Source organism: Pseudomonas sp. E141 (assembly GCF_052659885.1).
The window spans coordinates 5742039-5762102 of sequence record NZ_CP084024.1 but is presented as its reverse complement, the minus strand read 5'-3'; the positions used below and the strand labels follow the sequence as shown (position 1 = coordinate 5762102).

The window sequence follows — 20064 nt, the reverse complement described above, 5'->3', positions numbered from 1 at the left end:
AGTGTTACGCGTAGGAAAGCGCCTTTTGCTCCAGCAACGCCTCATAGAGTTGCAGCCATTTGCGGCCCATCTCCTCGGAGGTGAACAACTGCCGGTAACGCTCTTCGGCCCTGATGCCCATTTCCCTGGCCTGTGCCGGGTTGTCCCACAGGGTACGCATCGCTTCCCGGAAAGCTTCCGGGTTGCTGGGGGGCACCACCAGGCCGGTTTCATTGTGGATATTGATGTAGCTGGTGCCGGTGCCGATCTCGCTGGAAATCATCGGTTTACCATACATCGCGCCTTCGAGCAGGGAGATGCCAAACGCTTCAGAGCGCAGGTGTGAAGGGAACACGATGGCGTAGCTCAGCTCCAGCAATGCCACCTTGTCTTCATCGCCCAGGCGTCCGAGGAAGTGCAGGTTGCGCAGGCCCAGCGCCTGTGCCTGGGCATGCAGTTCTTTCTCCAGCGGGCCTGCACCGACGATGACCACCGGATAATCCACGCCTTTGAGGGCGTCGAGCAGAATGTGCAGGCCCTTGTAATAACGCATCACCCCCACGAACAGAAAGAAGCGCTCGCCCAGTTTCGCCTTCCACTGTGCGATGCGTTCAGCGTCACGCTGTGGATAACTGGCTTTGTTCAAGCCATAGGTAATGACCTGGGTCTTATCGCGGTACTCCTTGAGCACGTCGCTGGTATGCACATAGTTAGGTGATGCCGCGACGATGCGATCCGCGCCGTTCAAGAAGCGTCGCATCAGGGGGCGATACAGTTTCAGCAGGTGCCGCTGACGCACGATGTCCGAATGGTAGGTGACCACATAGGGTTTTTTCAGTGCGCTGCAAAAATGCACCAGGTCCATGAATGGCCAGGGGAAGTGGTAGTTGATTACGTCTGCTTCGGCAGCCAGCTCGCGGAATTTCTTGAAAACACTGTAGGAAAACCCGGTGGAGGCCAGTTGGAAGTCCATCCGGGCCTGATGAACCTTATGCTGTCGGATGCTGATCGGACCCGGCGCCGGATCGTTGCTCAGCGTCAGCACGGTGTTATCGATGCCCAATCGGTCACTGCTGTCGCACAGCTGGAAAATAACCTGTTCGATGCCGCCCATGGAGTCAGGCAGATAGGTTTTGTAAAAGTGCAGGACTCGCATTCAACCTCCCAGAACCTGGCGATACGCCTGGGCGGTCACCTTTGCACACCGTTGCCAGGAAAAAAGCGCTGCTTGTTGCAACCCGGCTTCACGACACGCCTGCCAATGCAGGCGATCTTCGATCAACCGGCCCATGGCTTCGCGCATGCCTTGGGGATCGTCGGGGTCGCAATAATTGCCGGCCGCCCCGGCCACTTCCGGCATCGCCGAGCAGCGGGTGGTAATCACCGGGGTGCCGCTGGCCATGGCTTCGAGCACCGGCAGGCCAAAGCCTTCATAGCGCGACGGAAAAATCAGTGCACGTGCCCCTGCCAATAGCTGGGCAACCTGTTCGTCGGGCAAGTAGCCCGCGAGACAAACATGACCTCCGGCCAGGGCATTTTTCAACTCGTCGCTGAGTTGTGCGCGCTGCCATCCGCTCATTCCTACGATGAACAAAGGGAAAGTCTGACGGACGGATTCGGGTAGCCTGGCGTGGGCGCGCAGGGCCAGCGACAGGTTCTTGCGTGGCTCCAGGGTGCCGACACACAGAAAATATCGGCCCGCTTCCAGCCCATGGGCTTTGAGAACCCCATCGATGGCTTCGGGTTCGCGTGGATGGAAGCGTGCAGCAGCCCCCAGCGGGGCGACTCTCAAGCGTTCCGCGCAAAGGCCGAAGTGTTCTCGGGCTTCATCGGCGATGAACTGCGAGTCCGTCAGAATCAGCTGCGACTGCTCTACCGCACGGCTGAGCCGACGCTCGATTTCCCTCAGTCGTGCCGGTGGTTGCGTCTCGGGGTAGCGCAGGTGCGTCAGGTCATGCAGCGTCATCACCGTCGGCCCTTCGAAGGCCAGGGGCCACAAGCTCGGTTCGTGATACAGGTCGATGGCGCGAGAACGGCCCTGATCGAAGCGTTTCTGCTCCAGCCAGCGCCGCGCCCGATAGGCCCCCGGTACCTGGCGCAGCAAAGGTGTAAGCCGCGAGTAACCAGGCGTGGCCGCTTGCGGCAACTGCGAGCTCCAGCCCCAGCCATGGAACAATGACAGCTGTACATCCGGCTCCTGGGCCAGGGCAGTGGCCAGTTCCGCCACGTATTGGCCGATGCCTGTGCGTGGCGCCTGGAGGATCCGGGCGTTCAGAGCTATTCGCATGCTGTTTCCCTGTCGAGGATCACTTCATCAATGTGTCGCTCGATTCGCTCCACCAATTGCGCACTGGCCTGGCGCCAGCTCAGCCATTGCCATTGATCGAGGGGACGACTGGCCGGGAAAACCCCGCTGTTTTCCATGCCGGTCACCAGGTCTGCCAGGCTCTGGGGATCTTCGAGATTGAAATAGGCCATGAATTCACCGCCGATTTCCCGAAATACCTCAATGTCGCTGCCCATCGCCGGCAAGCCGCGCTGCATGGCCTCCACCAGCGGCAGACCAAAGCCTTCAACGTAGGAGGGGAACACCAGCGCAGTGGCATGTTGGTAAGCGTGTTCCAGGCTATGGTCCGAAAGATTGTTGAACATAAACAGGCGGCTGTTGAGTTGCGGGTGACGCCTTATGCGCTCGATCAAGTCCTCACATTTCCAGCCTATTTTTCCGACGATGCATAACCTTGCCTTTGAGCCGGCAGCCCAGGCGCGTTCGAACGCATCGAGCAGGTAAGCGTGGTTCTTGCGTGGTTCGATGGTGCTGACCATCAGGAACACTGGCTCGGGCTGCGTGAATACTCGCAGCAGTTTGCTGTCGATGGCGCTGGTGGCATCCACCAAATCCAGTTCGCTGCCCAAGTGGAAATAGTCGAACCAACGTTCACGTACCTGTTGCTCGCCAATACGCCGTACCATTTCCTCGCGAAGCTGGTCTCGGATGGTGGTGGAGATCGCGATGTAGCCATCGGCGGTGCGGGCGATCCAGTCGAACCAATGGTTGAACACCTTGACCAGCCCGGCGTCGCAGAACTGTGGATGGGTCAGGGGAATCAGGTCGTAGACCACCGAGATGATCCCGACGCCCTCACGCTTGAGCTTTTCGGCCAAGGGGAAGAAGCCTGAGTGCCAGGAGGAGTCGAGCAACACCAGTTGGTCACCGGCTCTATGCTCCAGCGGTACGCTACGTGTCGGGACTTGCTGGCGTTTGAGGAGGCGATCGAGTACTCGGATCGGAATGCTCAGGCACCCCAGAGCGAACAACCGGCAGCCGACGTACAACAGGCGACGAGCCCAAACTGACTGGTTGAATGGGCGTCGCCGCTCGAGGGTCCGCTGTCTGAGCCATAACAGGTTGGCGAACTGTTCCAGCCCTGCTCGCAAGCCGACCAGATCCAGCCCCTTTGTGGGCAGAGGAGCCAGACTTTTAACTTCGTACAACTTACCTTGCAGCATCACCACGGGAATGCATTCGCACTCCTGATTTATGGTCGGCAGCTCGCGGATAACGTTGCGCACCACCCGCTGGATTCCGGAATTGTCATTCGGATGATCGTACACATAGGTGCAGTCCACCAGCAGGCGGGTCATGGCAACTCCTTTTGCGTCAGTTCCTCGGCCGCTGGTAATGCGGTGCGCTGGATGCTGGTACGGGCCTGGAGCCACGAACAGCCAACGAAATCTTCCTGGCGATTGTTGATGACGTGGAACACCAGCCCGTAGTCGCGCCATTCGAAGTTGCGGTCCAAGTGCGAGTCCAGTCGGGAAAGGCTCAGCGCGACGGAGTAATTGCCCTTGCCCAGGCGCATGTCAAAACTGAAACGGAAGGTGACGTGCTCGCCGGCCTTGAGGTCGGTCACGGCTTTATCCTGGCGATGGGTGTTGATGCCGTACATGGGCTGGCCGAGGCGGTCCTTGATCAGGAAACCCAGCACCAGCCGCTCGATGTCCTGGCGGATTTCGACCCGCACCTGCAACACCATCGGTTGGCCGATTTCGGCCACTTCCACCGGCTGGCCCTGACTGTTCAACAGCTGTACATCAACAATGCCGGCCTCGCCGGTGCCGGAGATGGTACGTACCTGGCCGTTGGCGAGCATTTCCTGGCGGACGATCTGGCCCTCGCGCTGGGCCAGCATTGCGTTGTAATAATCCATCACCTCTTCCGGCTTGCCGCGCATGGCCATGCGCCCGTGCTCCAGCAGGATGGCGGTGTCGCAGATCGACTGAATCGCCGAGCGGTCGTGGGACACGATCAGCAGCGTCGTACCGGCCTTGCGAAAACTGCGGATGCGCTCAAAGCTTTTATGCTGGAAGTAGGCGTCACCCACCGACAGGGCTTCATCGACGATCAGGATATCCGGGCGGCGGGCCGTGGCGACGCTGAAGGCCAGGCGCATTTGCATGCCACTGGAATAGGTGCGTACCGGCTGGTCGATGGCCGCGCCGATTTCGGCAAAACCTTCGATCTGCGGCATCAATGATTCGATTTCCTCCACCTGCATGCCCAGCAACTGCCCGGCCATGAAAGCGTTCTGGCGGCCGGTGAAGTCCGGGTGGAACCCCATGCCCAGCTCCAGCAACGCCGCGACGCGGCCACGCAATTGAATGTGGCCACAGGTGGGTTGGGTGGTGCCGGTGATCATTTTGAGCAACGTGCTTTTGCCCGCGCCGTTGACTCCGACGATGCCGACGGCTTCACCGGGCTGGATCTCGAAATCGACGCCCTGCAAGACCCAGTGCAATTGATGACGTGGGCGGGAAAAGGGAATCAGCCATTCGAACAACCGGCTCCAGCGGTTCGGATACTGCTTGTAGGCCTTGCCCAGGCCACTGACGCGTAAATGCCCCATCAGAGTTCATCCACCATTTCACCGCCGCGGCGTCGAAACATCCGCAAACCGGTGAAGCACATCAGTAGGCCGATGACCAACAGCGGTGTCAGCGAACTCCAGACCGGCCACTGGTTGTAGAGAAACAGATTCTGGTAACTCTGCATTAGCGCTGTCATGGGGTTGAGGGCCAGCAGTTGCTGGATCGACGGTGGAAGGATGGTCATCGGGTACACAATGGGCGTCAGCCAGAACCAGAATTGCAGGCAAATGCCGAACAGTTGCCCGACATCGCGAAAGAACACATTGAGAATTCCCAGCAACATGCCCAGCCCGGCGGCGAACATCACCTGCAGGGCCAGCAATGGCACCAGCGCCAGCAACGTCATCCCCGGCCAGCGGCCGGTGATCAACAGGAAACCGAGAAAAAGGCCGAGGATGATCGCGAAGTTGATCCCGGCGTTGAACAGCACAATCACCGGCAGGCAGATCCTGGGAAAGCTGATCTTCTTCAGCAGATTGGCGTTTTCCAGAAACATGCCCTGACTGCGGGTCGTGATCTCGGCGAAGAACCCCCAGGTCAGCAGCCCGGCGCAGAGGTAGACGCTGTAGGCCATGCCATCGTCCACCCCCGGCAGGCGGGCGCGCATGATGTGGGAAAAAATCACGGTGTAGACGAGGATCATCGACAGCGGGTTGAGCACGGTCCACAACGCGCCGAACAAAGAGTTGCGATAGCGCGCCTGGAATTCGCGCTTGACGCTGCCGAGGACAAAACCGCGGTAGCTCCACAGTGCACGGTGCAAGGTCAGCAACATCAGACGGCCCTGCCGTAGTGATCCTCGAAGCGCACGATGTCATCTTCTCCCAGGTACTCACCGCTCTGGACTTCGATGATCACCAGGTCGATGACGCCGGGGTTCTCCAGCCGATGGCGGTGCCCGGCGGGGATGAACGTCGATTCGTTCTTGGCCACCAGATGAGCTTCAGAGCCATTGTTGGTGACCTTGGCCATGCCTTCGACGACCACCCAATGTTCGTTGCGGTGATGATGCATTTGCAGGGACAGCGCTGCGCCTGGCTTGACCACGATGCGCTTGATCTTGAAGCGCGGGCCCTGTTCCAGCACGGTGTAGCTACCCCATGGACGGCTGACCGTGCGATGCAGGCGATAGGATTCGTGTTCCTTGTCCTTGAGCTGGCGCGCGACGCGGCGTACATCCTGGGCCCGGTCGGAATGGGCGACGAGGATGGCGTCGGCGGTATCGATGATGATCAGGTTTTCCACACCGAGCGCGGCCACCAACCGTCCCTCACTCTGGACATAGTTGTTCTGGCTGTCGATGAACAACGCCTCACCGCTGACGCGGTTGTTCTGTGCATCGGCGGGCACCAGATCGGCGACGGCACTCCAGGAGCCGATGTCGCTCCAATCGAATGCGGCAGGGACCACCACCACATTACTGGAGCGCTCCATCAAGGCGTAGTCGATGGAGATGTCCGGCATTTCGGAAAAATGCGCGGCGGACAGTTCCTGTTGCACGCAACCTGATGTCTCCACGGCCGTGCTCGCGGCTATGCAGGCGCGAGCCTGTTCCAGCAACGCCGGGGCGTGGTTCTGCAATTCCGCCAACAGGGTTTTGACTGAAAAACAGAACATGCCCGAGTTCCACAGGAAACGGCCGCTTTCCAGATAGTGTGTTGCGGTTTGCCGGTCGGGTTTTTCGACGAAGCGTACGACCTTGGCAGCGCCCTGGGTATCCAGGGGTTTGCCCCGTTCTATATAGCCGAAGCCGGTTTCCGGTGTCGTGGGCAGTACGCCGAAGGTCACCAGGTAACCGCTTTTGGCCAGTTGCGTGGCATGCTCCACGCTAGCCTTGAAGGCCGCCTCGTTCTGGATCAGGTGGTCTGCGGGCATCACCATCAGGATGGCATCGTCACCGTGCAGTGCTTGCACCGCGAGCGTCGCCGTGGCGATGGCCGGCGCGGTGTTGCGGCCTGTCGGTTCAAGTACGAAATGGCCGCGGTGGCGTGCCAGATGTGCGCTTTGGTAGTGGTCGCGGCTCTGAAAGTAATACTCGCGATTGGTCACGGTAACGATGTCGCCGCGGCCGTCGAACAACCCGGCGGCGCGGCGGTAGGTCTTGCTCAGCAGCGACTGGCCGTCAGGCAGGATCATGAAGGGTTTGGGATGGCCCTCGCGGGACATCGGCCACAACCTCGTTCCGGCACCGCCGGAGAGAATCATGGGAATCAGCATGGCCTACTCCTTGGCGACGCGTTTCATGTCCGCATCCATCATCATGCGGATCAGGGTGTCGAGGTCGGTCCGGGGTTTCCAGCCAAGAACCCGTTGGGCCTTGGCCGGGTTGCCGAGCAACACGTCCACCTCAGCCGGGCGGAAAAACGCCGGGTCGATCTTCACGAAGTCACGGTAGTCCAGGCCCACATGCTCGAAGGCGATCCTGCACATCTCACGCACAGTGGTGGTCACGCCTGTGGCAACCACGTAATCGTCGGGTTTGTCCTGTTGCAACATCAGCCACATGGCTTCGACATAATCGCCGGCAAAGCCCCAGTCGCGCTTGGTGTCGATATTGCCCAGGCGTAACTCCTGCTGTTTGCCTTGCTTGATGCGCGCAGCGGCGTCGGTGACCTTGCGCGTCACGAATTCGATGCCGCGCAGGGGCGATTCATGATTGAAAAGAATGCCGCTGCTGGCGTGCAGACCGAAGCTTTCGCGGTAATTGACGGTGATCCAGTGGCCGTACAGTTTCGCCACGCCATAGGGGCTGCGTGGGTAGAACGGGGTGTGCTCATCCTGCTGCTCGGCCTGGATAAGGCCAAACATTTCGCTGGTGGACGCTTGGTAGAAACGGGTTTGAGGGCTGAACTGGCGAATGCCTTCGAGCAGGTGGGTCACCCCGAGGCCATCGACGATTCCCGTGGTCACCGGCTGGTTCCAGGAAGCGGCGACGAAACTCTGCGCGGCCAGGTTATACACCTCGTCCGGCGCTGACTTGATCACGGCGCGTTGTACCGAGCAGGCATCGGCCATGTCGCCGTCCAGGTAAACAATGTCGTTCTCGATCCCGGTCTCGCGTAGCCGCCAGCGCGAATCGCTGCTTCGCCGGGCCACCAGGCCATGGACTTTGTAACCCTTGTCGAGCAGCAACTTGGCCAGATACGCGCCGTCCTGGCCGGTGATCCCTGTGATCAATGCACTTTTCATTCTTGTTGTACCCGTATCTCCCAGTCGGACAGGATCGCCCGCAAGGATTGTTGTGTTGTTGTTTCAGGCGTCCATCCCGTGGCCTGGCGTAGCTTGGCAGGGCTACCGCAGACGCGACGCTGTTCTGCGCGGCGAAGACGCGCAGGGTCCTGGATCAATTGCACATCGACCTGGGCGATGTCGCCCAATTGTTCGATCAGGCTGCGAATGCTTTGCTCGTGACCCGAGCAGATGTTGTAGGTCTGCCCAGGCGCGCCGTGTTCCAGCAACGCCAGGTAGGCTGAAATCACATCGCCTACGTCAAGAAAGTCGCGGGTGACATCGATATCGCCCACTTGCAACTGGGCCGATTGCAGGCCCAGCTTGATGCGGCTGATCTGCCGGGCCGCGCTGGCGATGACGAAGCTGTCTTTCTGACCGGTGCCGATGTGGTTGAAAGGGCGGGCTACCAGTACCGGCCAGCCTTCGCTCATGCCCCATTGCAGGCTCAGCAGTTCGGCTGACAGCTTGCTGACGGCATAGGGGTTGCGCGGGGCAGGGGCGTGCAGTTCGGTAATGGGGAGCTGGGTTTCATTGACCTGGCCATACACATCACCAGAGCTGACATACAGAAATGTTCCGGTGAACCCCCGGGCCTTGAGGGCCTGGAGAAGATTCAAGGTGCCAAGCAGGTTGATTTGCAGGGTGCGGGCCGGATCGCGAAAGGCTTCGGGAACGAATGTCTGGCCTGCCAGGTGGATCACGGCATCGGGGATCTCGGGCCAGAGACCTTCCAGGGATCTACCGTCTGTCAGGTCATAACGGCTTGGGACGGACATCACCTGCCAACTGGAATTGGGGGCATCCAGGCGAGATTTGATGTGGCGTCCTACGAAACCGCCGAGGCCTGTTACGAACAGACGTTTTTTCAAGCACCAGCCCTCTCGATGCAAACTTCGTCTGGTGCGGATCTGAGTAGGATATTTCCGTAAGTTCGGAGAAACCCAGTTGAAAGTCAGCCCAGATGAAGCGTTTGTTGTAGTTGTTTGGTTGCCAATCTGTGCCAATTTCGAAGCAATTTCAACCATGTAAATCGTGACCGGTCAGTTCTCATATTTATAGCCGGTTTATTCTCATTCGCCTGTTCACGAACCCTTGGTTGATGTGGTTAGAATGCCCCTTGTCACGATCCCTGCGATGTCGATTTCAAGTCGAACCACGGGGCAAGGGCCACTAAAAACAAGAACGAGACGGGTACGCAGACAATCGACGAGCAACGGCCTCCTGGCCGGGCCGGTTCGTGAGTCGACCGTCATGAGGTGGAGTCGCCGGGATGGCCGCTCCATGATGGGATGCCATGAATTTCATTCTTTACTCGGACGTAAACGATCACTCCATCAGCCAGAGCCTCGGCCGCCCTGAGTACAGTTATTACTTCGTGCTCAAGGCTTATCGCCCCGTGCTGGAAAGCCTGGGCCGGGTGCATGTGGTGTCATCGGTCGCCGAGGTCGATCCGCTCTATCAAACGTTGCAGCAGGCGGGGCAGGACTGTCTGTTTCTCTCGTTTTCACCTCCCCACAAGACGCCCGTCGATCTGCTATGCCCCATGGTCTGCGTGGTGGCCTGGGAATTCGATTCGATTCCGGCCGAGCACTGGGACGACGACCTGCGCCATGACTGGAGCCGCACGCTGGCGCGCCATGGCCGGGTGATTACCCTGTCCAGCCACACGGCCGAGGCGATCCGTCGTACGTTGGGCGAGGATTTCCCGGTGCTGGTCTTGCCCACGCCACTGTGGGAACGCTTCGCTGCGGTTCGTGAGCAATATCCCATCACACCGGTCAATCCGGGCACGGTCTTGCAGATCAAGGGCTGCATCATCGACAGCCGTCCCCTTGGGCTGTCGGCAGATGGCTTGATCGCTCCGCTTGCCGAAGGGGCATCGGGGAGGGCGTCCAGCGAACCTACGGCCCTGACGTGGCGGCGCCGCGCTTTCATCTCCCGGCATTACCTGCGCGAAGTGCTGCGCGCCTTGACCGCAAAGGCTACCCAAGGGCCGTTGTGGCTGATCAAGCACAATCTGTTGTGCTGGTATCGCGAAGCGGTTCGCGACCTGGTGCCAGTGCCGGTGCGCATTTTGGTGAGCCGACTGATGAGAGGCCCGACGCGGCCTATGCCAGGTGTCGTCGAGTCCACTCCAGAGTCGGTGTCACCGGAACATCCCCAAGCGGTGCTGCCGGATACCCATCGGGTGGTGGAAACCCAAGTCAGCGGGGTGGTCTATGTCAGCGTGTTCAACCCCGATGACGGTCGCAAGAACTGGCATCACTTGATCACGGCATTTTGTTGGGCGCTGCGGGACGTCGAGGACGCCACGCTGGTGCTGAAAATGACCCAGAACGACCTGTCGACCTACTACGTCGAGTTGCTCACGCTGCTGTCCCAGCTATCGCCGTTCAGCTGTCGGGTAGTGGTGATGCATGGCTATCTGGAGGACGAGCAATTCGCCCGGTTGTACGGTGCGGCGAGTTTTTACGTCAATGCTTCGCGCTGCGAAGGCTTGTGCCTGCCGCTGATGGAGTTCATGTCTTGCGCGCGCCCGGCCATCGCGCCGGACCACACGGCGATGCGTGACTACATCGATAGCGAGGTGGCCTTTATCGTCAAATCCAGCCATGAACCCACCATCTGGCCGGAAGATTCGCGCATTTTGTACCGCACCCTGCGCCATCGGCCCGACTGGGGATCGCTGAAACTTGCTTACCAACAGAGCTACGCCATGGCCCGGCATCAGCCGCAGGCCTACCAGGCCATGGCGGTGGCGGCGAATGAGCGCATGCGTCGCTATTGCGGTTTTACCCCGGTGCAGCAGCGCCTGGTGGATTTCCTGGCCCCGCAAGGCCGTGCCGAGAATGCGCCGCTGCTGGCCCAGGTGGGCTCCACATCATGCTGATCATCGTTTATTCGGAAACCAATCAGAGCAACATTCTGGCGAACCTCGGCAAACCCGAATACAGCTATTACTTCGTGCTCAAGGAGTTTCGCCCGGTACTGGAGCGGCTGGGACACGTCATTGAAGTGACCCGGCCGGAAGAAGAAGTCGATCAGCTATATGCCGATTGCCTGGGGCGCGGCGAGGATTGTGTCTTCCTGTCCTTTTCCCCGCCCCATCGCACAGATGCCCACTACGCCTGCCCGACGATTCCCGTCTTCGCCTGGGAGTTCAGCACCATTCCAACCGAAAGCTGGCAGGGTGAGCCGCGGCACGACTGGCGAGTGGTCCTTGGCGCGACCGGCATGGCGATTACCCATTCCAGCTTCACCGTCCACGCCGTGCGGGAGGTAATGGGGGCGGACTTCCCCATCGTTGCCATTGCCGCTCCGGTATGGGACCGGTTTTACGCGCGCGGTGCGGTGCTGGCCCAGCGACCTACGGTCGATCACATGCGCCTGCAGTTGCGCGGGCTGTTGATCGACAGCCGCACCGTCGACCTGCGGCCCTACGGCCCGCCAGCGCACCAGGCCGGTACGGCGCTGGTTTTTGATGCGCCGGCCCAGGATTGCGAGCTGCTTCTGGACGGAGTGGTGTATACGTCGGTCTTCAACCCTTACGATGGACGCAAGAACTGGAAGGACATGATAAGCGCATTTTGCGCGACGTTCCGCGACGTTCCTGACGCAACGCTGGTACTCAAGCTGACCCACCACGACGTCACCGCCGCTCTCAACGACATGCTGCACCATGTCTACAAGAACCAGTCATACCGTTGCCGCATCGTGCTGATCCACGGTTACCTGGCGGACGCGGACTACGAGCGGTTGGTGGAGGCCACTCGCTATGTGGTCAACTGCTCTTACGGCGAAGGCCAATGCTTGCCCCTGATGGAGTTCATGTCCTGCGGCCGGCCGGCGATTGCCCCCGTGAACACGGCGATGGCCGATTACATCGACCACGACAATGCCTTCGTCGTCGAGTGCACCGAGGAACTGACTGCCTGGCCCCACGACCCGCGTGCAGCGTTTCGAACCCTGCGCTATGTCACCGATTGGGACTCGCTGTGCTCGGCCTATCGCGCCAGCTACGACGTGGCCAAAAACGACCCCGAGCGTTATCGCCGCATGTCGGCCCATGCCGTGCGCAGTCTGGAAACGTTCTGCAGCCAGGCCAACGCCGAGCAGCGTCTGCGGGTGTTTTTTGAACAGGTATTGGAGCGTCGCCGGAACGCGCAGCAGCCATGATCGGGCGGTTGCTGGCGTGGCTCAGGCCGCCCGTCGTACCTGCCGCGCCGCCATCGACTGGCGCCGTGTCGCCCCGTGACGTGGGCCTCTACGATGCAATGCTCGACGGCTGGTTTCTCAACGACAGCGGCGAGCTGCTCAAAGGCTTTGCTATCACCGCCCAGGACACCTTGTTGGACGTTGGTTGCGGGGAGGGCGTGGCGACCTTGTTTGCAGTACGCCAAGGCGCTTCAGTGATTTTTACCGACAGCGAGCACGACAAGGTGCGCAGCCTGGCCCGTCAGGTCGAGGCCCAGACCCGCGCGCCGTTTCTGGGTCTGGTCAGCAATAGCCTGCCGCTGCCGCTGGCCGATGGCTGCGCTGACAAAATCGTGTGCATGGAAGTGCTCGAGCATGTCGACCAACCCGAGCCGTTCTTGGCCGAACTGGTGCGCATGGGCCGGCCAGGGGCGCAGTACCTGCTCAGCGTGCCGGCCCCGGTGGGCGAGCATTTACAGCAGGGCATCGCACCGCCGGGTTACTTCCAGTCTCCCAACCATGTGCAGATTTTCAGTGCCGAACGATTCGCTGCATTGGTGGAGGACGCGGGGCTGGTCATCGAGCATCGCCAGGCCAGCGGCTTTTTCTGGGTCATGGGCATGATTTTTTTCTGGGCCAGTGAACGCGCGGCCGGACGAGCCCTCGAGGGGGCGGTGCGTGACCGGATCCAGGCACCTTACCCGCCGCTGATGGAGAGCTGGGCGACTCTCTGGCAGGGCGTGCTGACACGACCCGATGGCCTGGCGATCAAGCAGGTCCTCGATCAATTCATGCCCAAGAGCCAGGTCATCATTGCCCGCAAACCTGATCCTGCCACCCGGAGCTCAGCATGAGCAGCAAGCGAATCATGGACATCGAGTTGTTGCGCGCCGTTGCGGTGATGGGTGTGCTGTTCCATCACGTACAAGGCATGCCGTTTCCCGGCGGATGGCCGCGTCTGTCGGCTCTTTCCGGTAGCTTCCAACTATGGTGGGGCGTGGATCTGTTCTTCGCGATATCGGGCTTTGTCATTGGCCGCAGTCTGATCCCGCAACTGCGCGGTTGTGACAATTCTCGGCAGTTCTGGGCCACCGCCCGCGAATTCTGGATTCGCCGGGCGTTTCGCCTGCTGCCGTCGGCGTGGCTCTGGTTGCTGCTGATGCTGCTGGCTGCGTTGTTTTTTAATCGTTCCGGTGCGTTTGGCAGTGTGCAAGCCAACGTACAGGCGACCCTGGCCGGTTTTCTGCAATTCGCCAATTTGCGTTTTGCTGATGCATTCATGCGGTATGAATATGGTGCGAGCTTTGTTTACTGGACGCTCTCGCTGGAAGAGCAGTTCTATTTGATTCTGCCGCTGCTGGTGTTCGTCTCGCGCCGGTATCTGGTCTGGGTGTTGCTGGCGGTGGTGCTGGTACAGTTTTTCACCTGGCGTGCGGTATGGCTCTCGGTGATCCGCACCGACGCCCTGGCCCTCGGCGTGCTGCTGTCGATCTGGAGCTTGCGGCACGGGTACGGGCGGTTCGAGCCCAAGTGGCTGCGCTGGCCCGGAGCGGGGATGTTGCTGATCGTCGTTTTGGGGGGCGTGATGGCGTGGATTGCCACTGAGCACTTCAATCTGTCGTTCTACCGTCTTGGGGTCATCGCGCTGCTCAGTGCCGTGCTGGTATGGGTGGCCTCCTATGACCGGGACTATCTGCTGCCGCGCAGCCCGTTGAAAACCGCGTTGACCTGGGTTGGCAGCCGCTCCTACGGGATCTATCTGATCCACATCCCGGTGTTTTTCCTGCTGCGCGAGCTGTGGTTTCGTTTCGCCCCGTTGGGGTCGCCGGACGTGGCGAGTGATCCTTGGCTGGCCCTTGCCTGTGCCTTGACGCTGATCGGGCTGTTGAGCGAACTCAACTACCGGATGGTTGAAATGCCCATGCGCCAGCGCGGAGCTCAACTGGTTGAACGCCTGCGTGCCGCCCGTCCCGTCCTTCCCGTCTCTGGAGCCCCTTCATGCTGAGCCTTTTGAAGAAACTCACCACGGGTACGCCCGCGCCCGCAACGCCAGCGGCCGACAAGGTCGATCCCTATATGCTCGGGCTGCACGATGCGATGCTCAGCGGCTGGTTCAATCAGCAAACCGGAGAGCTGTTCAGCGGTTTTCCGGTTGCGCCTGAGGACACATTGCTGGACGTTGGCTGCGGCGACGGTGGCAACGTGCATTTTTGTGGCATGCGCGGGGCGAAGATCATCATCGCCGACATCGACGCGGCCAAGGTCGAGGCCACCCGCCAGCGCTTGAGCGACACTCCGGCGCGTGACGTCGAATGCCATGTGACCGACTGCAACCCGCTGCCCATTGCCGATGGGACGGTCACTCGCGTGGTGTCCACGGAAGTCATTGAGCATGTCGACGACCCGGCGCAGTTTCTCGCCGAGCTGGTCCGGGTCGGCCGGCCCGGCGCGCTGTACCTGTTGAGCGTGCCGCACCCCAGCTCCGAAGATCTGCAAAAAGACATCGCCGCGCCGGAGTATTTCCAGAAGCCCAACCACATTCGCATCATCAATGAAGAGCAGTTCAAGGCGATGGTCAGCGAGGCCGGGCTGGAGGTGTTGAGCCACAGCCAGTACGGTTTCTACTGGTCGATGTGGATGCTGTTGTTCTGGGAAGCGAAAGTCGATTTCAGCAATGCCGACCACCCGTTGCTCAACCATTGGGCAGACACCTGGCAAGCGGTGCTCAATTCGCCACGCGGCGCGCAGATCAAGCAGGCGCTGGACGCGGTGGTGGCCAAGAGTCAGGTGATTATTGCGCGTAAGCCTGAATGACAGGGACTGAGGATGAATTCATTTGTGGCAGGTGCGGGAGGGGTTAATCTGCCAGCCTTTTTTGGGGTGGTGAAATTCCATGGCGTTTCTTTTTCGGCTATCGCTGACCCTTGCCGCATTGCTTTTAAGCGGCTGTGAACAGTCCCCGCCACCGGCTCTCGATCAACAACTCTATGTCTGGCAGCGCCAGTGGACGCCGGCCCACGTGCTGGCGCTCCAACAAAGCCATAAGGATTTTTCCAGCCTGCGCATTCTTGCCTTGCAGGCCTTTCCCCAGGCCGGCTGGAGCCGCGCGCGGATCGATGCGCAACTGCTCAAGGCTGACGGTCGACCGCTGATCGCAGTGATACGCCTGGACGGTCAGCTCAAATTTCTGGATCAGGACGATGTGATCGCGCAGATCCAGCAGCTGCTGAGCGACTGGCAAGCGCAAGGCCTGGCTCCAGTAGGGATCGAGATCGACCACGACGCCGGTAGTGCGCGACTGCCTGCCTATGGCGCATTTTTGAACCGCTTGCGGCAAGCCCTGCCCGCCACGCTGGGGCTGAGCATCACGGCATTACCTGCCTGGCTCGACAGCCCTGCGTTGCCAGGGCTGCTGCGGACGGTGGACAGCAGCGTGTTGCAGGTCCATGCGGTCAGTGATCCCCGGCAGGGGCTGTTCGACCCGAAACAGGCTTTGCGCTGGGCCGAACGCTGGAGCGGTGTTACCACGCGACCGTTCTATCTGGCCCTGCCAGCCTACGGCATGGCGCTGTTGACTCAGGACAGTGGTGTGCCGGTGGTTGAAAGTGAAGTGCCGATCGATCAAGGCGGCGAGCGTCGTGAGCTGCTGGCCGACCCGCAGCAAGTGGCCGGGCTGGTGGCAGAACTGCGGGCCGAACCGCCGACACATCTGGCCGGGCTGATCTGGTTTCGCCTGCCGCTGGCGGATGACCGACGTGCCTGGAGCTTGACCACCCTCGGTGCCGTTGCGCGGGGGGAACGCCTGGACAGTCGGTTGGCCTTGCGTGTGCGTGAACAGGACGGGCTTTACGATATTGCGTTGGTTAACCAGGGCAATCTCGACAGTCCCTGGCCGCAACGCCTGACCTTGGTCGTTGGTGCCTGCGACGGTGCCGATGCGCTGGCGGGGTACACGTTGCAACAAACTCCCGGACTGCTTACCTTCACCCGCATTCAGGAAGGCCGCCTGGCCGCCGGCGCCCAGCGTGCCGTTGGCTGGGCGCGCTGTACGAAAATTGACCAAGGAGGTTTCAATGTCCACCCGTAAGTGGCCCAGTCGTCTGCTCTGTCTGAGCCTCAGCCTGCCGTTGGGCCAGGTGCTGGCCTGCGGACCGGATTTCCCGATGCGCCTGCTGGATAACCGCAGCCAATCGCTGGCGGATTTGCCCGAAGGCAGCTTTCGCTTCGAGATCAGTCGCCTCGGCCACGCCATAGCCGGGCTCAAGTCGGCCACCGATGCGACGGCCAACCCGGATCAGCGTTATGGTGATGTGCCTGCCTACGTCGAACAACGCAACAAGGCCGAACGGCTTGGCCTGACCCCGCCGCAGCAAGCGGTGGTGGAGCGGGTGCGGGCGCTGACCGACGTTCAGCAGGTCACCACCGAAGCGGCGAATCTGCCTGCCGAACTGCGGTTGTACGCGATCGGCGCGACAGCCTTCAACGCCGGCGAGCATGCGCTGGCGGTCGATTCGTTCCGTCAGTTGCTCGCGTTGCCGGCGCACGAGCGCCGGTTGCGCAGCACATGGGCCGCGTATTCCCTGGGACGAGCCTTGTTCGCCATGAGCAGCGAGGCGGGCAACGGTGAACCGGCCGTATTGCTGGAGCAGGCTCAAGAGGCGTTCCGTCAGGCTCGTCAGTTGAGCATCAGTGGTTTCAGTGACCCGTTGGAGCTGGGTGTCGCCAGCCTCGGCGAAGAAGCCCGGGTTGCCTACACCCGTGACGATTGGAACAGTGCCATTGAACTCTACGCCAGCCAGAACCGGCTGGGCTCCGAGGTCGGCTACAGTTCGTTGAAACAATTGGTCGGTGATCTGAGCGAGCTGCCGGACGAGCAGTTGATGCGCCAGCTCAAAGGCAAAGCAGTGCAGCAACTGCTCACCGCTTCGTTGCTCAGCCGTATCGGTTGGTCATTCGGTGAGCAACCGGCCGGCGAGAAGCGGCTGGTCAAGTTGCTGCAAGCCAGCACCCGTGACAGTCTCGATAATGCCGATCGTCTGGCGGCGGTGAATTATCAGCAAGGCGATTATGTCGCCGCCAAGGCGTTCCTGGAAAAGGCTGGGGATAGCGGGCTGGCCTGGTGGCTGCGGGCCAAACTGGCGGTGCGCGAGGGTGACAAAGGCGCCGCGGCGGCGGCCTATGCCAAAGCCGCCCAGGCGTTTCCCAAAGACGAGTCGTGGGGCGAGCGACGCACGCCGGATTGGAATTACGAGTCCGTGCAACCCAAGTGCCGGGTCGAAGGCGAAAGCGCGATCCTGGCCTTGCAACGGGGCGATTACCTTCAAGCCTTCGATCAGCTCTACCGTAGCCAGAGCATTTATTGGTATGACGCCGCTACGGTCGCTGAGCGGGTGCTGACCGTCGACGAACTCAAGCAGTACGTCGATGCTCAAGTCCCGGCGGTGCCGCCGTTGAGCCAGCAGGATCGCGACAATTACGTGCAACTGCCGGTGGCCGCGAACCTGCGCAATCTGCTGGGGCGTCGCTTGCTGCGAGAAGGACGCTACGACGAGGCGCCGGACTACTTCGACAACGTCGAGCTTCAGAACCAGGCCCGAGCGTATGGGCAGTTGCGCCAGGAGGCCGAGTCCAGGTGGTGGCCCACTCGACGGGCCGAGGCGTATTTCAATGCGTCCTGGTTCGCGCGTACCCACGGTATGGAACTGCTCGGTTACGAGATGGCGCCGGACTACGCCACCTTTGGCGGCAACTATAGCCTTGAACCCGCCGACCTGAAGGTTGGACCGCTGATCAGCGAAGGCGAGTGGCAACGTCAGCAGGCCAGCGCCGCGCAACCGGACGCGCGTTATCATTACCGTTTTGTCGCCACGGCGTTGGCGAGCCAGGCGGCCGATAACCTGCCCCATACCAGCCATGCGTTTGCGGCGGTGCTGTGCGCCGCGGTGGGGTACAACTCCAGCCTGGCGGAGCAACGTGCGTTGTATCAACGTTATGTGCAGCACGGCCCTTACGTGGAGTGGGCCTGGGATTTTGGCCGCCACTGCCCTTATCCTGATTTTGGCAACGCGGACAAACGCTACGTGACCCAGGCGCTGGAGCCGATTCGTTCGGTGTTGCGGCCCTATAAGGTTTGGCTGCAAATAGCCGGTGGCCTGCTGGTGGTGGCGCTGGGGCTGGGATTGATCAGCCGTCGCCAGCGCAAGGCCCGGATTTCGGCTCGTTAAGCTTTGTAGACATCCAGATACGCGGGGAGCAAGCCTTGCTCCCCGCGTGTTGTGGATAAGTTCACGCATTACATCTGTGTCGCCATCCCTTCGACATTCATCGCCGCCTGGCGCAAGGCTTCCGAGCGGGTAGGGTGCGGATGGCAAATCAGCGCGATGTCCTGGGCTGAGGCGCTGAACTCCATGGCGACGCAGTATTCCCCGATCATCTCGCTGACGCTTGGCCCCACCAGGTGTACGCCGAGGATTTCATCGGTCCGTTCATCGGCCAGTACTTTGGCGAAACCTTCGGTCTCGTGGTTGATCTTCGCCCGGCTGTTGGCCGTGAACGGAAACTTCCCGACCTTGTAGGCGCGGCCTTCAGCCTTGAGCTGTTCTTCGGTCTTGCCGACGCTGGCCAGTTCTGGACGGGTGTAGATAACGTTGGGGATCAGGTCATAGTTGACCTCGCCGGCCTTGCCGACGATCTGTTCGATGCAGGCCATGGCCTCGTCTTCCGCCTTGTGGGCCAGCATCGGACCGGATGTCACGTCGCCGATCACCCACACGCCGGGCGCTTCGGTGCGGTGGCCCTTGTTGGCGAGCAGGCCGCGTTTGTCGGTGCTGAGGCCGACGTTCTCAAGCCCCAGCCCCTGGGTATACGGCCGACGGCCAATGGCGACCAGCACATAATCTGCATCCAAGAGCTGCGTCTCGCCGCCCGCTGCAGGCTCAACCTGCAATTGCACGCCGCTGGCCGAAGACGTGGCGCCGGTGACTTTGGAACTCAGTTTGAACTGGATGCCTTGTTTGCCCAGGGCCCGTTGCAAGGTCTTGCCGGCCTCGCCATCCACGCCAGGACAGACGCGATCGAGGTATTCCACCACCGTGACCTCAGCGCCCAGGCGCCGCCAGACCGAACCCAATTCGAGGCCGATGACGCCTGCGCCGATCACCACCAGATGACGCGGCACTTCACTCAAGGACAATGCACCGGTGGAGTCGAGGATGCGCTGGTTATCGATCGCCACACCCGGCAGGGGAGTGGGCTCGGAACCGGTGGCGATGACGATGTCCTTGGCGCTCAGTGTGGTCTTGCCGCCGTCTTCACCAGTGACCGTCACTTTGCCGGGCCCGTCGATGTGGCCCCAGCCCTTGATCCATTCGACCTTGTTCTTGCGAAACAGGAACTCGATACCCTTGGTCAGGCCTGCCACGCTCTCGTCCTTCTGCTTCATCATTTGAGCGAGGTTGAGGGTGGGGCTGACTTCGATGCCCAGATTGGCGAATGGCGTTCCCATGGCCGCTTCGTACAGCTCCGAGGCGTGGAGCAATGCTTTGGAGGGCATGCAACCGACGTTCAGGCAGGTGCCGCCCAAGGTGGCTCGGCCCTCGACACAGGCGGCCTTCAAGCCCAACTGTCCGGCGCGAATCGCCGCGTTATACCCACCGGGGCCACCGCCCAGAATGATCACGTCGTAGTTGCTCATGGCGCTTCTCCCGCTCTGCTTGAGAAAAATTATGATCG

16 protein-coding genes are annotated in these 20064 nt (G+C 60.9%); 7 read left to right on the top strand and 9 right to left on the bottom strand.

All coding sequences use genetic code 11. From position 1 onward, the window contains the following. Positions 1-4: 4 nt before the first annotated feature. The 8 genes from GKKCFE_RS25815 to GKKCFE_RS25780 are packed head-to-tail and all read right to left on the bottom strand — an operon-like array spanning position 5 to position 9008. Entirely contained in the window at positions 5-1135 is a 1131-nt protein-coding gene (locus GKKCFE_RS25815) for a glycosyltransferase family 4 protein (RefSeq protein ID WP_076383172.1), read from the bottom strand. Continuing rightward, complete coding sequence (locus tag GKKCFE_RS25810; protein ID WP_316912391.1) at positions 1136-2266, bottom strand: glycosyltransferase family 4 protein; 1131 nt, start codon at positions 2264-2266, stop codon at positions 1136-1138. Further along, positions 2257-3624 carry a glycosyltransferase family 4 protein gene (locus tag GKKCFE_RS25805; RefSeq protein WP_139048695.1) on the bottom strand — a complete coding sequence of 456 codons (1368 nt, stop codon included), beginning with the start codon at positions 3622-3624 and terminating at the stop codon, positions 2257-2259. Before GKKCFE_RS25805 ends, GKKCFE_RS25810 begins: the two co-directional genes overlap by 10 nt. Then, positions 3621-4886: an ABC transporter ATP-binding protein gene (locus GKKCFE_RS25800; protein WP_188251908.1), complete on the bottom strand. Its 1266-nt coding sequence runs from the start codon at positions 4884-4886 to the stop codon at positions 3621-3623. The genes GKKCFE_RS25805 and GKKCFE_RS25800 overlap by 4 nt, the downstream gene beginning before the upstream one ends. Beyond that, positions 4886-5683 carry an ABC transporter permease gene (locus tag GKKCFE_RS25795; RefSeq protein ID WP_188251907.1) on the bottom strand — a complete coding sequence of 266 codons (798 nt, stop codon included), beginning with the start codon at positions 5681-5683 and terminating at the stop codon, positions 4886-4888. Before GKKCFE_RS25795 ends, GKKCFE_RS25800 begins: the two co-directional genes overlap by 1 nt. After that, positions 5683-7125, bottom strand: a complete 1443-nt coding sequence (locus GKKCFE_RS25790) for a mannose-1-phosphate guanylyltransferase/mannose-6-phosphate isomerase (protein ID WP_445577278.1) — start codon at positions 7123-7125, stop codon at positions 5683-5685. Before GKKCFE_RS25790 ends, GKKCFE_RS25795 begins: the two co-directional genes overlap by 1 nt. 3 nt (positions 7126-7128) lie before the next feature. Beyond that, positions 7129-8097 (bottom strand): GDP-mannose 4,6-dehydratase, encoded by a 969-nt coding sequence (gmd, locus tag GKKCFE_RS25785; RefSeq protein WP_047226665.1) that lies wholly within the window; start codon positions 8095-8097, stop codon positions 7129-7131. Then, a complete protein-coding gene (locus GKKCFE_RS25780; protein ID WP_047226666.1) occupies positions 8094-9008 on the bottom strand; it encodes a GDP-mannose 4,6-dehydratase in 915 nt (304 codons plus the stop codon). The genes gmd and GKKCFE_RS25780 overlap by 4 nt, the downstream gene beginning before the upstream one ends. A 425-nt stretch (positions 9009-9433) precedes the next feature. Here GKKCFE_RS25780 and GKKCFE_RS25775 point away from each other — a divergent pair, with 425 nt between their 5' ends. The 7 genes from GKKCFE_RS25775 (at position 9434) to GKKCFE_RS25745 (ending at position 18557) form a co-directional block, all read left to right on the top strand. Beyond that, positions 9434-11029 (top strand): glycosyltransferase, encoded by a 1596-nt coding sequence (locus GKKCFE_RS25775; RefSeq protein WP_445577277.1) that lies wholly within the window; start codon positions 9434-9436, stop codon positions 11027-11029. Continuing rightward, positions 11023-12315, top strand: coding sequence for a glycosyltransferase (locus GKKCFE_RS25770; protein WP_107323165.1), 1293 nt, complete (start codon positions 11023-11025; stop codon positions 12313-12315). Before GKKCFE_RS25775 ends, GKKCFE_RS25770 begins: the two co-directional genes overlap by 7 nt. Continuing rightward, entirely contained in the window at positions 12312-13187 is an 876-nt protein-coding gene (locus GKKCFE_RS25765) for a class I SAM-dependent methyltransferase (protein ID WP_139048690.1), read from the top strand. Before GKKCFE_RS25770 ends, GKKCFE_RS25765 begins: the two co-directional genes overlap by 4 nt. Further along, entirely contained in the window at positions 13184-14338 is a 1155-nt protein-coding gene (locus tag GKKCFE_RS25760; RefSeq protein WP_139048689.1) for an acyltransferase family protein, read from the top strand. The genes GKKCFE_RS25765 and GKKCFE_RS25760 overlap by 4 nt, the downstream gene beginning before the upstream one ends. Continuing rightward, the gene (locus GKKCFE_RS25755; protein ID WP_445577276.1) at positions 14332-15147 is read left to right on the top strand and encodes a class I SAM-dependent methyltransferase; all 816 of its coding nucleotides are present in this window, start codon (positions 14332-14334) and stop codon (positions 15145-15147) included. The genes GKKCFE_RS25760 and GKKCFE_RS25755 overlap by 7 nt, the downstream gene beginning before the upstream one ends. Positions 15148-15226: 79 nt before the next feature. Beyond that, positions 15227-16420, top strand: a complete 1194-nt coding sequence (locus tag GKKCFE_RS25750) for a DUF3142 domain-containing protein (protein WP_445577275.1) — start codon at positions 15227-15229, stop codon at positions 16418-16420. After that, the gene (locus tag GKKCFE_RS25745; RefSeq protein ID WP_445577274.1) at positions 16407-18557 is read left to right on the top strand and encodes a hypothetical protein; all 2151 of its coding nucleotides are present in this window, start codon (positions 16407-16409) and stop codon (positions 18555-18557) included. The genes GKKCFE_RS25750 and GKKCFE_RS25745 overlap by 14 nt, the downstream gene beginning before the upstream one ends. Positions 18558-18625: 68 nt before the next feature. On the opposite strand, the gene lpdA is transcribed toward GKKCFE_RS25745, so the two are convergent. Beyond that, a complete protein-coding gene (gene lpdA / locus GKKCFE_RS25740) occupies positions 18626-20026 on the bottom strand; it encodes a dihydrolipoyl dehydrogenase (protein ID WP_445577273.1) in 1401 nt (466 codons plus the stop codon). Positions 20027-20064: the final 38 nt, after the last annotated feature.